General features: G+C 65.6%; 14 protein-coding genes. 4 read left to right on the top strand and 10 right to left on the bottom strand.

The window, feature by feature from the left end; all coding sequences use genetic code 11:
* Window positions 1–104: 104 nt before the first annotated feature.
* From ptsP to AC1DS3_RS12930, 8 genes are all read right to left on the bottom strand, one after another.
* The gene (gene ptsP / locus AC1DS3_RS12965; RefSeq protein ID WP_477127308.1) at window positions 105–1,880 is read right to left on the bottom strand and encodes a phosphoenolpyruvate--protein phosphotransferase; all 1,776 of its coding nucleotides are present in this window, start codon (window positions 1,878–1,880) and stop codon (window positions 105–107) included.
* A gap of 137 nt (window positions 1,881–2,017) precedes the next feature.
* Window positions 2,018–2,287, bottom strand: a complete 270-nt coding sequence (locus AC1DS3_RS12960; protein WP_035861002.1) for an HPr family phosphocarrier protein — start codon at window positions 2,285–2,287, stop codon at window positions 2,018–2,020.
* Window positions 2,256–2,711: a PTS sugar transporter subunit IIA gene (locus AC1DS3_RS12955; RefSeq protein WP_477127307.1), complete on the bottom strand. Its 456-nt coding sequence runs from the start codon at window positions 2,709–2,711 to the stop codon at window positions 2,256–2,258. The genes AC1DS3_RS12960 and AC1DS3_RS12955 overlap by 32 nt, the downstream gene beginning before the upstream one ends.
* A 52-nt stretch (window positions 2,712–2,763) precedes the next feature.
* Window positions 2,764–3,717 (bottom strand): glutathione synthase, encoded by a 954-nt coding sequence (gene gshB, locus AC1DS3_RS12950; protein ID WP_477127306.1) that lies wholly within the window; start codon window positions 3,715–3,717, stop codon window positions 2,764–2,766.
* Window positions 3,718–3,746: 29 nt separating this feature from the next.
* Window positions 3,747–5,042, bottom strand: coding sequence for a glutamate--cysteine ligase (gene gshA, locus AC1DS3_RS12945; RefSeq protein WP_174426580.1), 1,296 nt, complete (start codon window positions 5,040–5,042; stop codon window positions 3,747–3,749).
* Between the two features lie 495 nt (window positions 5,043–5,537).
* The gene (locus AC1DS3_RS12940; RefSeq protein ID WP_477127305.1) at window positions 5,538–7,082 is read right to left on the bottom strand and encodes an ammonium transporter; all 1,545 of its coding nucleotides are present in this window, start codon (window positions 7,080–7,082) and stop codon (window positions 5,538–5,540) included.
* Window positions 7,083–7,113: 31 nt separating this feature from the next.
* Window positions 7,114–7,452 (bottom strand): P-II family nitrogen regulator, encoded by a 339-nt coding sequence (locus AC1DS3_RS12935; protein WP_006159494.1) that lies wholly within the window; start codon window positions 7,450–7,452, stop codon window positions 7,114–7,116.
* A gap of 65 nt (window positions 7,453–7,517) precedes the next feature.
* A complete protein-coding gene (locus AC1DS3_RS12930) occupies window positions 7,518–8,327 on the bottom strand; it encodes a TorF family putative porin (protein WP_477127304.1) in 810 nt (269 codons plus the stop codon).
* A 378-nt stretch (window positions 8,328–8,705) separates the two neighbouring features.
* Here AC1DS3_RS12930 and AC1DS3_RS12925 point away from each other — a divergent pair, with 378 nt between their 5' ends.
* Together AC1DS3_RS12925 and AC1DS3_RS12920 are read left to right on the top strand one after the other, a co-directional pair.
* A complete protein-coding gene (locus AC1DS3_RS12925) occupies window positions 8,706–8,969 on the top strand; it encodes an accessory factor UbiK family protein (protein WP_441632240.1) in 264 nt (87 codons plus the stop codon).
* Window positions 8,970–9,097: 128 nt separating this feature from the next.
* Window positions 9,098–10,642, top strand: coding sequence for a YifB family Mg chelatase-like AAA ATPase (locus AC1DS3_RS12920; protein WP_477127303.1), 1,545 nt, complete (start codon window positions 9,098–9,100; stop codon window positions 10,640–10,642).
* 309 nt (window positions 10,643–10,951) lie between these two features.
* Here AC1DS3_RS12920 and AC1DS3_RS12915 read toward each other — a convergent pair whose 3' ends face one another.
* Both AC1DS3_RS12915 and AC1DS3_RS12910 read right to left on the bottom strand, forming a co-directional pair.
* Window positions 10,952–11,602, bottom strand: coding sequence for a LysE family transporter (locus tag AC1DS3_RS12915; RefSeq protein WP_477127302.1), 651 nt, complete (start codon window positions 11,600–11,602; stop codon window positions 10,952–10,954).
* Window positions 11,603–11,661: 59 nt separating this feature from the next.
* Entirely contained in the window at window positions 11,662–12,270 is a 609-nt protein-coding gene (locus AC1DS3_RS12910) for a hypothetical protein (protein ID WP_441632235.1), read from the bottom strand.
* 150 nt (window positions 12,271–12,420) lie between these two features.
* On the opposite strand from AC1DS3_RS12910, the gene AC1DS3_RS12905 reads away from it, so the two are divergent.
* Window positions 12,421–12,876 carry a thioredoxin domain-containing protein gene (locus AC1DS3_RS12905; RefSeq protein ID WP_441632402.1) on the top strand — a complete coding sequence of 152 codons (456 nt, stop codon included), beginning with the start codon at window positions 12,421–12,423 and terminating at the stop codon, window positions 12,874–12,876.
* 123 nt (window positions 12,877–12,999) lie between these two features.
* Entirely contained in the window at window positions 13,000–13,554 is a 555-nt protein-coding gene (locus AC1DS3_RS12900; protein WP_477127301.1) for a TlpA disulfide reductase family protein, read from the top strand.
* The last annotated feature ends 62 nt before the right edge of the window (window positions 13,555–13,616 follow it).

The following is a 13,616-nucleotide window of genomic DNA, read 5'->3' as shown; positions in this document are numbered from 1 at the left end:
CCGGGGATTGCAGAGACAGGGAACGTCACAACCAGCAAAAAAGAGACCTGGAAACCATCTGCCGGCGTTGGATTTTCGTAAAAACCTTAACGCAGTCAGGGTTGTCAGAGCAGTTTCAACGCGCAGGCGAGCTCCTCCGGCTCGTAAGCGCTCAGCACCTGCTCCACCAGCCGCTCCAGTCTTTCGCAGTCGGCATGCAGGACTTCCTGCTTGACCCGCAGCAACTGCGAGGGATGCATCGAGAACTCGCGCAGCCCCATGCCCAGCAGCAGGCGCGTCATGGCGGGATCCCCGGCCATCTCCCCACACACCGCCACCGGCACGCCAGCGCGGTTGGCCTCGCGGATGGTGCGGGCGATCAGTTGCAGCACCGCGGGGTGCAGCGGGTCGTAGAGATGCGCGACGGCATTGTCGGCACGGTCGATGGCCAGCGTGTACTGGATCAGGTCATTGGTGCCGATGGAGAGAAAATCCATGCGCCGCAGGAACAGCGGCAGCATCAGCACCGCGGCCGGGATCTCGATCATCGCCCCGACCTTGATGTTGGGGTCGAACGCCTGGCCGCGCGCGTCGAGCTGGCGCTTGGCCTGCGCGATCAGGTCCAGCGTCTGGTCGATCTCGCGGGCATGAGCCAGCATCGGGATCAGGAGCCGGACCGGGCCAAAGGCCGAAGCACGCAGCAGCGCGCGCAACTGGGTCAGGAACATGGCCGGCTCGGACAGCGACCAGCGGATCGCGCGCAAGCCCAGCGCCGGATTGAGGGCCGTCTCGAAATCGTCGCCGCGGCCATCCCGGCCGTCGCGGCCATCCAGTGGCTTGTCGGCGCCGATGTCGATGGTGCGGATCGTGACCGGCAGCCCGTGCATGGCGTCCACGGCGCCGCGGTACGCCTCGAATTGCTCTTCCTCGTCGGGCAGCTCGCCGCGCCGGTTCATGAACAGGAATTCGGAGCGGAACAGGCCCACGCCAACCGCGCCCGCGGTCAGCGCCGCGGTGGCATCTTCCGCCATCTCGATATTGGCCAGCAGGTCGATCTCGAGCCCGTCCAGCGTCACCGCGGGCGTATGGCGCAGGCGCTGCAGGCGCTTCTTTTCCAGCGCGCGCTCGCTCTGCCGGTGGCGGTACTCCTCAAGGATGATCGCGGACGGATCCACGATGACCAGGCCCGCATCGCCGTCGATGATGACCCAATCGTCCTGGCGGATCAGCTCACTGGCGCTCTGCACGCCCACGGCGGCGGGGATGTCGAGGCTGCGCGCCACGATGGCGGTATGGGAAGTGCGTCCGCCAAGGTCGGTCACAAAGCCGTGGAACACGGTGTGGCGGAACTGCAGCATGTCGGCCGGCGAGATGTCGTGGGCGACCACGATCACGCCGGGCGCGGGCTCGCCGTCGGGAGCCAGAGAGGAAGGTGGCACCGGGGCCGGGGCCAGCACGGCCGCGCCGGCCAGCACCTTGAGGATGCGCTCGACCACCTGGCGGATGTCCGCCTTGCGTTCACGCAGGTATTCGTCCTCGATTTCGTCGAACTGGCGCATCAGCTCTTCGAGCCGCGTGGTCAGCGCCCATTCGGCGTTGTAGCGCCGGTTGCGGATCAGCGCCTCGGGCTCGCGCGCCAGCGCCTCGTCATCGAGGATCATGGCATGCACGTCGAGGAAGGCGCCCAGTTCTTCCGGCGCCTCGCGCGGCAGATCCCGCTTGAGCGTGACCAGCTCGGCCCGCACCGCCGCACGCGCCGAGCGCAAGCGCTCGACCTCGGCATCAAGCCGGTCTTCGTCGACCAGGTAATGGGAGACATCAAGCGCGGCAGGCGCCAGCAAATGCGCGCGCMCGATGGCGACGCCGCGCGAAACCGGGATGCCGTGCAGGGCAAATGGCATGTACCGCTCCGTCCGGAACGTTTAAAAAGTCTGGCCAGGGCCAGCCACCTTGGAAACGGCTTCAGGATGTGCGGCGATGCGGCCCCGGCCAGGCCCGCTGCGGCGTTCGGTGCCGCCGCCTTTCATCCCCCGGCCTCCTATTCCCCTTCGCCGAAGCGATTGGCGATGAGCGCCAGCAACGCGTCCATGGCCTCTTGCTCATCGGGCCCGTCGGTCTCGATGGTCACGGTGGAGCCGATGCCGGCGGCCAGCATCATCACACCCATGATGCTCTTGGCGTCGACCTGCCGACCATTGCGCGACATCTTGACCTGACTGACGAAGTTGCCCGCCAGTTGCGTCAGCTTGGCGGAAGCACGGGCATGCAGCCCAAGCTTATTGATTATGTTGGTGTCCCTCTGCAGCATATTTGTCGGGATGATTTGCGATCTGGTTCTGGACGGTGGTGGAGCCTACCTGCAGTACACCCTGCGAGCCCCCTGCCAACGCCTTGAGGGCGAGCTGGTCGAGTTTCTCGGCACGGTAGCRGATGGCGCGCACCAGCATGGGAAGATTGACGCCGGCAAGCACCTTGACGCGGCCCGGCTCGGCGAGGCGCGCGGCAATGTTGGCCGGCGTGGCGCCAAAGATGTCGGTCAACACCAGCGCGCCGTTGTCTTCGCAGACTTCGGCCAGGCGGCGCCGGGCCTCGGCCAGCACGGCGGCGGGCTCGGCGTCTGGCATGACGTCGATCGCCTCGAGCCGTTGGGGCTGGCCGCAGTAGACGTGGGCGGCGCACTCGCGCAATGCCGAAGCCAGCGGGGCGTGCGCGATGATCAGGATGCCTGCCATGGTGGTGAATCCGTTGGATTGACGCGATTGTAGCAGGCAGCCCGCCCGTGATTCAGCGCGAACGCGCCTGTACCGCGTGCTMGAGGGCGTCGATGAACATGGCAGCCACCTGGAACCCGGTCTGCTGCGTGATTTCCTGGAAGCACGTCGGGCTGGTCACATTGACCTCGGTCAGGTAGTMGCCGATCACGTCCAGCCCAACCAGCAGCAGGCCTTGTTCCCACAGGCCCGGGGCCAGCGCCTCGGCGATCTCGCGATCGCGCGCCGAGAGCGCCTGGGCGCGGCCGGTGCCGCCCGCCGCCAGGTTGCCGCGCACTTCGCCGTCCTTGGGAATACGCGCCAGCGAGTACGGCACGGGCACGCCGCCAATCAGCAGGATGCGCTTGTCGCCGTCTTTGATCTCGGGAATATAACGTTGCACCATCAGGGTGCGCGCACCGTTTTCCCCCAGCGTCTCGATGATGGCGCCAAGATTCAGGCCATCCGCGCCAACCCGGAAGATCCCCATCCCGCCCATGCCATCAAGAGGCTTTAAAATCACATCACGATGCTCGGCGTGGAACGCGCGAATACGATCCGCGTCACGGGTGACCAGGGTTGGCGTGATGTATTCGGGATAGCGGGCAATCGCCAGCTTTTCGGAATGGTCGCGGATCGCCTGCGGCTTGTTGAACACATTGGCGCCCTGCGACTCGGCCAGCTCCAGCAGCCAGGTGCTGGTCACGTACTCCATGTCGAAGGGCGGATCCTTGCGCATCACGATCGCATCGAAGCCGGTCAGTGGCTGCAGGCCGGGCTCGCCCGCACGGTACCAGTCATGGGCGTCGCCCGTCAGCTGCAGCGGGCGCACCACCGCCTCGACCTGATGGGCCGACAGCGACAGTTGCGACTGCAGGCAGGCAAACAACTCATGGCCGCGCTCGACCGCCTCCACCATCATGGCGTAGGTCGAATCCTTGTAGGTCTTGAAGGTGTCCAGCGGGTCGGTAATAAACAGAATGCGCATGTTGGCTCGTCCCGGTCGCAGCGTTTGTCTCAGAGAATCGGATTAGGGTCGGTCTTCTCGAGTTCCAGCGACGCCGCCAGCAAAGCCAGCCGCGCCACCACACCATACATATAGAAGCGGTTCGGCACGGCCGCGCCCGGTTTGGCATGGCTGTCCGGAATGCCGTTGGGCGCGAACGCCAGCGGCACGAAATGCGCGCCCGGCGCATTCAGGTTCTCGTCGTTGCCGCGACCTGTATGGACGCGGTAGAAGCCACCGACCACATAGCGGTCGATCATGTACACCACCGGCTCGGCCACCGCCTCGTTGACCTTCTCGAAGGTGTGCACGCCTTCCTGGATGATGACGTCGTTGACCTCAAGGCCTTCCTTGACGACACTCATCTTGTTGCGTTCCTTGCGGTTCAGCCCCTTGATCTCGGACGGATCCTTGATGGTCATGATGCCCATGCCATAAGTGCCGGCATCGGCCTTGACCACGACATACGGCGTTTCCTTGATGCCATACTCGCGGTATTTCTTGGCGATCTTCTTGAGCACGCCTTCGACCGAATCGGCCAGCGCCTCCTCGCCAATGCGCTCATGGAAATCGATGCCCCCGCACTTGGCGAAGTACGGGTTGACCATCCACGGATCCACGTCGATCAGCTTGGCGAACTTCTTGGCGACTTCGTCGTAGGCCGAGAAATGGCTCGACTTGCGGCGCGTGGACCAGCCCGCGTGCAGCGGCGGCAGCAGGTATTGCTCGTTGATGTTCTCCAGGATCGGGGGAATGCCGGCGGAGAGATCGTTGTTGAGCAGGATCGAGCAGGGATCGAAGTCCTTCAGGCCCAGGCGGCGGCCACGCGCGCCGAGGCGGGCCAGCGGCTCCACCACCAGCGTCTGGCCATCGGGAAGCTCGATCGGCGTGGGTTCGGTGATGTCTTCGGACAGCGAGCCCAGGCGGACGTTGAGGCCGGCCTGGCGCATGATCAGCGACAGCCGCGCCACGTTCTGCAGGTAGAACATGTTGCGGGTGTGGCGCTCGGGGATCAGCAGCAGGTTCTTGGCGTCGGGGCAGATCTTCTCGATCGCCGCCATCGCCGCCTGGACTGCCAGTGGCAGCATTTCAGGCGCCAGGTTGTTGAACCCGCCCGGGAACAGGTTGGTATCGACCGGGGCCAGCTTGAAGCCGGCGTTGCGCAGGTCGACCGAACAGTAGAACGGAGGCGTATGTTCCTGCCATTCCAGCCTGAACCAGCGCTCGATGGACGGCGTCGCATCCAGGATCTTTTTTTCCAGCTCGAGCAGCGGACCGTTCAGCGCGGTGATGAGATGCGGGACCATAAACATCCTATTGATCGTCTTTATCGTTCGCCCAGATTGTAGAGGAACGGCCAATTGGCTGCTGGCGCCGCCTGAATAAGCATATGCGAGCGCCGGCATAAGGGATAAGGGATACGGATATGGGGATGGGGGCCCGGAATAAAAGGGGGAGGCCCGAAGAGGGATCCAAAGCACTTCCGGGCGGTCTGCCAGCCGGGCCGGGAGGCAAAAAAAAGCGCGGCAGGAGCCGCGCTTTCAAATGGCCTGACAGATACGGGGAGCGTTCTGCAGGTGGAGGAAACTGCCTCACTGGCACTGTATGTGCGGCCCCCCTCAAAAACAATTGAAGCTTTTTAAGATCGGATTTAAGCACTTTACGAAAAAGCCGCCGGCTCCGCTTCCCGCCTGGGCAGCCGCCCGCGGCGGACGCCTGCAATGAAAAAAGCCCGGCACAAGGCCGGGCGAAACTCCTGAGAGAAGATTCCCAATCAGCTCTCCAGCACAACACCTTTACGATCAGGCTTCATACGCGGTCTCGCCGTGCGAGGTGATGTCCAGGCCCTCGCGCTCTTCTTCTTCCGGCACCCGCAGGCCGATCAGCATATCCACCAGCTTGAAGGCGACGAAAGCCACCACACCCGACCACACGATGGTGGTGAGCACGCCTTCGAACTGGATCCACACCTGGCCCACGATCGAATAATCGTCCGAGACCTTGTTGGCCACGTAGTCATAGACACCCGTGCCGCCGAGGCTCGGCGCGGCGAACACGCCGGTCAGCAGCGCACCCAGGATGCCGCCCACGCCGTGCACGCCGAAGACGTCGAGCGAGTCGTCCATGCCCAGCAGCTTCTTCAGGCCGGTTACGCCCCACAGGCACAGCAGGCCGGCGGCGATGCCGATCACGATCGAACCCATCGGGCCGACGAAGCCGGCCGCCGGGGTGATGGCCACCAGGCCAGCTACAGCGCCCGAAGCGCCRCCCAGCATCGAGGGCTTGCCCTTGCTGATCCATTCGCCGAAGGTCCAGGACAGCACGGCGGCGCAGGTCGCCAGCAGGGTGTTGACGAAGGCCAGTGCGGCCGAGCCGTTGGCTTCCAGCGCCGAGCCGGCGTTGAAGCCGAACCAGCCGAACCACAGCAGCGAGGCGCCCACCATGGTGAAGGTCAGGCTGTGCGGACGCAGGGCCTCACGGCCAAAGCCGATCCGCTTGCCGAACATGAAGGCACCCACCAGGCCAGCCACGGCTGCGTTGATGTGCACCACCGTGCCGCCAGCGAAGTCGAGCGCGCCCTTCTGGAACAGCCAGCCGCCCTTGGCCGTGGCTGCCGCGCCGGCTGCCGCGTCGGTGTACAGGTCAGGACCAGGCCAGAACCAGACCATGTGGGCCATCGGGATGTACGAGAAGGTGAACCACAGCACCACGAAGACCAGCACCGCCGAAAACTTGGCGCGTTCGGCGAAAGCGCCGATGATCAGGCCGCAGGTAATGGCTGCGAAGGCGCACTGGAAGGCGAAGTAAGCCAGTTCCGGCACCACCACGCCCTTGGAGAAGGTGGCAGCCACGGCATCGACATTGAGCCCCTTCATGAAGAGCCGGTCGGTGCCGCCAAAGAAGGCGTTACCCTCGGTGAAGGCGAAGCTGTAGCCGTAGATGGCCCACAGCAGCGACACCAGCGAGAAGATCACCAGGCACTGCATCAGCACCGACAGCATGTTCTTCGAGCGGACCAGGCCGCCGTAGAACAGCGCCAGGCCAGGCAGCGTCATCAGGATCACGAAGGCGGTGGAAACCAGCAGCCAGGCGGTATCGCCCTTGTTGGGCACCGGTGCGGGCGCTGCGGCAGGGGCGGCGTTCTCCGCAGGCGCAGCTGCCGCTGCCGCGGGAGCGGAGGCAGTTGCAGGCGCGGCAGTTGCAGGTGCGGTGGTGGCCGCCGGCGCGGAGGCTTCGGCCGCAGGCTTGTCCTGCGCCACGGCGTGGGTGGACAGGCCGATGCCGGCCGTGCCCAGGGCCAGCGCCATGGCGCCGGTTGTCAGGATGCGCTTGAACCAGGATTTCATTGTGATTAACCTCTTGTCGTTGGGCTGTGCGTCACAGCGCATCGCCGCCGGTTTCGCCGGTGCGGATGCGGATGACCTGCTCGATCGGTGCGACAAAGATCTTGCCGTCGCCAATCTTGCCGGTGCGCGCCGATTTCTCGATCGCCTCGATGGCCCGGTCGACCACGTCGTCCGGGACGGCCACTTCGATCTTCACCTTGGGCAGGAAATCCACGATGTACTCCGCGCCCCGGTACAGCTCGGTATGGCCCTTCTGGCGGCCGAAGCCCTTGACTTCAGTCACGGTGATGCCGGACACGCCCACGTCCGAGAGCGCTTCGCGCACCTCGTCGAGCTTGAACGGCTTGATGACGGCGATGATCAGTTTCATCCGATTTCTCCTCTGAGCGGGACGGCCCGGCCTCGCGTCCGGCGTCCGCTCAACCTGATGCGTGTTTAGAAAGTCTTGGTGATCGAAGCCCAGGCTGTGGCCTTGCCGACGTAGCGGCCCGGTACATTGGTATAGGCCGATTTGTGCGCATTGGTGTCGATATAAGCGATCGCCAGTGCGAAGCCCTTGCCCAGGTCCTTGGTCAGCCCGAGCTTCCAGTCGGTGTAGGAGGCACTGTTCACGTGCTTCACGTTCTGGTAGCCGACGTGGGCATTGAGCGTCAGGTCCCAGAAGTTCAGCGGCACATTGGCCGACAGGTCGGCGTAGTAGCTGTACTTGCTGTCAGCGAAGCCGAACAGGTTGGTCAGCGCCTGCGAGTACTTGAAGAACACCGGGCCAGCGCCAGCGCCGACATACAGTTCCGTGGTGTACGGGCGGGTGAAGCCGTTCGGGTAATCGCCCGGGTAGTAGTACTGCAGCACGCCTGCGTCATAGTTCCACTCGAGGCCGGCCAGCGTCACCGTGTTCTTGAAGCCGCCGTAGAAGTCCATCTCGATCGGTGCCGAGACTTTCGAATTGCTGTCGCCGAGCCAGCTGATGCTCGAGTTCCAGTTRCCSACATAGAAGCCGCTCGAATGCGAGTAGTCGAACCCGCCCTGGATCGCCGGGCGGCGGTTGGTCTGCATCAAGCCGCGATAGCGATACTCACTGGCCAAGGTCACGTTGGCGGTGAAGGTGTGCGGCGAAGCCTCGGCGGCGGCGGCGGCGTCGGTAGGTGCACCGCCCTCCTGCGCATTGCTTTGGGCGAAGGCGGCGGGGGCGAGMCCGCAAAGCACAACTGCACTGGCGCTGACTGCAAGGRCCAACTTCTTCATGGGTGTGTTCTCCTTTTCCTCTGGCTCGGTACTCGTGTGTTTGAAAGTAGTTTGTAGAACGAGGCTCCTGTCACCATTACTGCAACTGCCGTGCCAGGAAGGAACCGTGGCGTGAGAGCGTCATTTTGTGCGCAAAAAGACATCGAATTGGACCAGGCCGACTGCCTCCCAGCGAACTGACTGACGTTAAAAGGTGTTACCAGCCCGCGCTGGCGCTTTCCCGGGGACGCTTGAAGCGCGATAATCGGCCCATGCCGGCGGCAAGTGCCGTGCACGCACCGCGTTTGCCCACACCCCGTTTCGGTGCACCGCGATGCAGCATGCCGAATCCCGCCCACCCAGTTATCCGCACCAAGGCGGTGCAACAGGAGAACCAGTATGAAACCCACCGATCTCTTCAACGATTTCCAGGCCAAGATCAGCGAAGCCCTGCGCAATTCGCCGGCCAAGGACATCGAAAAAAACGTCCGCAGCATGATGACGCAGGGGTTTTCCAAGCTCGACCTGGTCACCCGCGAGGAATTCGACGTCCAGTCGCAGGTGCTAGCGCGCACCCGCGCGCGCCTGGAGGAACTGGAAGCCCGTGTGCAGGCGCTGGAAAGCCGCTCGGCAGGCGGCTCCGACGCGCCTGTTTCGGGTTGAAACCGTTGCCGGGTCCCGTGTTTGCCCCGGGGGGCCGATGACCCGGGCGCAGCCCTCGACCGCCAGAATGGCCGCCGTACTCCGGCGGCCATTTTCGTTAACACTTCCTTGATGCTTTTTGGAGTGAGATGAGCCTCGCCCTCCTGCGTAGCCGGGCGCTGACCGGACTCGAGGCACCGCTGGTGTCGGTCGAGGTGCACCTGRCCAACGGCCTRCCCGCCTWCAATATCGTCGGGCTGGCCGATACCGAAGTGCGCGAGAGCCGCGAGCGGGTGCGCGCGGCGATCCTCAACAGCCGGCTGGAATTTCCCAGCCGGCGCATTACGGTGAATCTGGCGCCGGCCGACCTGCCCAAGGAAAGCGGGCGCTTCGACCTGCCGATCGCGCTCGGCATCCTGGCCGCAAGCGGGCAAGTCCCGCTGGATGGCCTGGATGCCAGCGAGTTCGCCGGCGAGCTGTCGCTGTCCGGCGAATTGCGCCCGGTGCGCGGGGCACTGGCCATGGCCATGGGCCTGGGGCGCGACAACGCGGCACGGCAAGCCGCTGGCGAAGGCCCGGCGCGCAGCTTCGTGGTCGCGGCGGCAAACGCGCCCGAGGCGGCCCTGATCGACGGCGTCACGGTATATGCGGCGCACTCCCTGCTGGAAGTCTGCGCTCACCTTGGCCCCCTGCCGGCGGACCGCCTGGCGCGTGCGGAGCCGCTGGTCGAGATCGCCGGAGGCGACCCGGCCGGCCCGGACATGCGTGACGTGCGGGGCCAGACGCAAGCGCGCCGCGCCATGGAGATCGCGGCGGCGGGCCAGCATTCGGCACTGCTGGTCGGTCCGCCCGGCACCGGCAAGTCCATGCTGGCGCAGCGCTTTGCCAGCCTGCTGCCCCCCATGACCCTGGACGAAGCGCTGGAATCCGCCGCGGTGCAGAGCCTGACCGCCGCCGGCTTCCATCCCGCCCGCTGGCGTGAGCGGCCCTACCGCTCGCCGCATCACACTGCGTCGGCAGCGGCGCTGGTGGGCGGCGGCAGCAATCCCCGGCCGGGCGAAATCTCGCTGGCCCACCAAGGTGTGTTGTTCCTGGACGAGTTGCCTGAATTTGACCGCAAGGTGCTGGAAGTCCTGCGCGAACCCCTGGAATCGGGCCGCGTCACCATCTCGCGCGCCATGCGGCAGGCCGACTTCCCGGCGCGCTTCCAGTTCATTGCCGCGATGAACCCCTGTCCTTGCGGCTATCAGGGACACCCTTCCCGTCCTTGCCGTTGCACGCCTGACCAGGTGCTGCGCTACCAGTCCAGGCTGTCGGGACCGTTGCTCGACCGGATCGACCTACAGGTGGAAGTGCCGGCGCAGGATCATCAGGAAATGCTCGACGGCCCGCCCGGAGAGCCCAGCGCCGACGTGCGCCAGCGCGTGCTGGCCGCCCGGGCCGTGCAGCAGGCCCGCCAGGGCAAGCCCAACGCCGCCCTGTCCGGTCGCGAGATCGACGAACATTGCCCGCTCGCGCCCGAGGCGCAGGCATTGCTGCGCGGCGCCATGGCCAAGCTGGCCTGGTCGGCGCGCGCCTATTTCCGCGTATTGAAGATCGCCCGCACCATTGCCGACCTGGCGGGCGCCGAGCAATTGCAGCCCAGCCATGTGGGCGAGGCTATCCAGTACMGGCGCGCCTTGCGCACACCGTAGCCATTCACGCCCGGCGCGGCGGCGCGGCCACAGGCGGCTCCGATGGCGGCGGTGGCTCTTCGATCGGAGGAAGGTCGGGCGGCACGCCCGGGGGCAGCGGATCCTCGGCCGGCGGCACGGTGTGGACCGGCCGCGCATGCAATGGAGCCTGCTGGGGGGATGAGCTTCGCATTGCTTACCTCCGCTTGGGTCGTCTTCGTCTTACCTTCTTACCTTATTGAAGCAAACGCACTCGTGGGAAGCCAGCGATAGATAGGTATATGGATGGATCAGGACGGATCGGACCGGCGCGGAGCCGGCCCTGAGTCTTCACGCCGGATGGCGCCTGACGAAGAACAACGCCGCGCCCACGGCCACCAGCACGCTGCCGAAGATCCGGTTCTGCCAGCGCACCGCGCGCGCGTTGCGGAACAGGCCGCGCATGCGCGAGGCCAGCAGCGCGTAGCCGTGCATCACCACCAGGTCCACGCCGCACATGGTCGCGGCCAGGATGGCAAGCTGGGGCCCAAGCGCATGGGCGGGATCGATGAACTGCGGCAATACCGCGACCATGAAGATGATGCCCTTGGGGTTGGTCACATTGGTCAGCAAGCCCGTGGCAAAACGCCGGCGCGGACTCAGCGCGGCCACGCGCGGCGCTTGCGCGCCCTGCGCGGCATCGTCCTGGCTGCTGTCCACCCGCGCACGCCATTGCTGCACGCCGATGTAGATCAGGTAAAGCGCACCAATCGTCTTGACCACGGCAAAGGCGTGCTCGGAGGCCACCAGCAGCGCGCCCAGGCCACCGCCGGCCACCAGCAGGATGATGACCAGCCCGGTCTGCAAGCCAAAAATCGTGGTGGTGGTCTTGCGCAGCCCATAGGACAGGCCATGGCTCATCGACAGCACCGCGCCGGAACCCGGCGACAYGGCAATCACCCAACAGGCCGCGAAATAGGCCAGCCAAACATCCCAACGCATTGCGTTACTCCTTGAAAATAAACTGTCTTGAATCTGCCTTGAAGCTTGGAGCGCCCAGGTCAGAACGGATGGAAGCCCGTCAGGAACTGGTCTATCTGTTCCGCCTGGCGCTGGTCGCGCGCGGCCTCTCCCGCCTCCAGCACGACCGCCTGGTAGACGTGCACGCCCGATGCCACCAGCCGCGCGGTCAGCCTGCGTGGCGACTGGTCCTGCGGCGATACCGCAGCCACCTGCAGCTCCACGCCCTCGAGCGCCACGGCCGGCGATGCGGCCGACATCACCGTCACCTTGCGGGTCTTGACCGCGTCGGCAGGATGCGGCCCGAGGTTGCCGAGCAAGCCCTTCTGCATGGAATCCAGCGCCGCCTGCCGCAACTCGGCGTCATCGGCGGGCAAGGTCACCACGCCCACGGCGAACAAGGTCTCGTCGACCCGGGCCGCGTCCATCGTCATGGGCAGCTTGCGCCCGGCAATCGCCACCTCGCGCGCAGCGCCGGATGGCTTGCCGGGATAAAGCGCCGCGTAGGCGCCTTCGTTGGACTGGATGGTGCGCCAGTCATAGCGGGGCGAACAGGCGATCAGCCCGGCGCCGAGCGCGCCCAGGACGATGGCTTTGGCAAGCGGGGACTGCGGCAAGCGGAAAAACCGTGGAAACCAGGCGTGGGGCATCAGGGCGGCGAATGCGGAGATAAGCCGCTATTATCGTGGAACCCGCGTGCCAGCGCTCATTCACATTGCCCGCCAATGCAAACCCAGCCATCGATCCGGCCAATGCCGCCATCCCCCCGGGGTGTTTTTGGCACCGCGCGCCGTGCTGGCATGGCGATGCTCGGCGCCATGCTGGTCGCGGCAGGCACGAGCGCCCTGGCCGCCACGGCCCACCTGCCCCCCGCCAACGATCTCGCCACCCAGGCCGCCGCTGCGGCCAGCCGGGGCGAGCCCCTGGTGGTGCTGGTAACACTGCCCGGCTGCGTGTACTGCGAAACGGTGCGCCGCAACTATCTCGGCCCGCAAGCCGCGGCGGGCGAAATCGAGGCGCGCGAGCTCGACATGACCGCCGACACGCCCCTGCGCAACGCCGATGGCAGCATGACCACCGCACGCGAATGGGCGCGCAGCCGCAATGTGGCGGTAGCGCCCACGGTGCTCTTCCTCGACGCGCGCGGCCGCTCGCTGGCCACGCCGCTGCGTGGCATGCAGCCCGATTTCTATGGCGCCTACCTTGAGCAGGCGCTGGACCAGGCCCGCTCGGCCTTGGCAAGCAAGGCGCATTGAGGCGCACGATGGCGCACCCGGCTGCGGCCAATCGTCGCATCCGCGGCGGCTCGGTGAATGCAGCCGGCAGCGCCTCGGCAGCGGCAGTAGAATAGTGGCTTGTCTGACCTGTCGGCGAGCATCATGACGACCTCCGCTTCCCCCACCGCACCCACCCCGGCAAGCACCGCCTCGCGCAAGCGGTGGCCTGTGATCGCCGCCGTGCTGCTGGTTGCCGTGCTGGGCTGGTTCGGCTATCGCGCCGTCGCCCCCGCCAATGCGGCGCCGCCCGCCACGTTCACGCTGCTGTCGGGCGAGAAGATCAGCACCGCCGATCTCAAGGGCAAGGTCTACCTGGTCAACTTCTGGGCCACCAGCTGCGTCACCTGCGTCAAGGAAATGCCGGACATGGTCCGCACCTATGACAAGTTCAAGGGCAAGGGCCTGGAGTTCGTCGCCGTGGCAATGAGCTATGACCCGCCCATATACGTGATGAACTATGCGCAAACGCGCAAGCTGCCGTTCAAGGTGGCGATGGATTCCGACGGCGCGGCCGCCAAGGCATTCGGCGAAGTGCAGCTGACCCCGACCACCTTCGTGATCGACAAGGACGGCCGCATCCTCAAGCGCTATGTGGGCGAGCCCGAGTGGGACGCGCTGCACAAGCTGCTCGACGGCGCGCTCGCCAAGGCAGCCTGAGCCACCGCCTGGCTCACCGCCTCCGCCCAGAAAGGTGMCTTCCATGGCACCTTTTTTATTGC

Source organism: Cupriavidus sp. 01L46 (assembly GCF_056399905.1).
This window is presented reverse-complemented; position numbering and strand designations above follow the sequence as displayed.

Coding starts and splice junctions, on each gene's coding strand:
- AC1DS3_RS12900 (WP_477127301.1), top strand. CDS start 13,000: ATGACGACCTCCGCTTCCCCCACCGCACCCACCCCGGCAAGCACCGCC.
- AC1DS3_RS12960 (WP_035861002.1), bottom strand. CDS start 2,287: ATGCTGCAGAGGGACACCAACATAATCAATAAGCTTGGGCTGCATGCC.
- AC1DS3_RS12905 (WP_441632402.1), top strand. CDS start 12,421: ATGGCGATGCTCGGCGCCATGCTGGTCGCGGCAGGCACGAGCGCCCTG.
- gshA (WP_174426580.1), bottom strand. CDS start 5,042: ATGGTCCCGCATCTCATCACCGCGCTGAACGGTCCGCTGCTCGAGCTG.
- AC1DS3_RS12935 (WP_006159494.1), bottom strand. CDS start 7,452: ATGAAACTGATCATCGCCGTCATCAAGCCGTTCAAGCTCGACGAGGTG.
- AC1DS3_RS12910 (WP_441632235.1), bottom strand. CDS start 12,270: ATGCCCCACGCCTGGTTTCCACGGTTTTTCCGCTTGCCGCAGTCCCCG.
- AC1DS3_RS12925 (WP_441632240.1), top strand. CDS start 8,706: ATGAAACCCACCGATCTCTTCAACGATTTCCAGGCCAAGATCAGCGAA.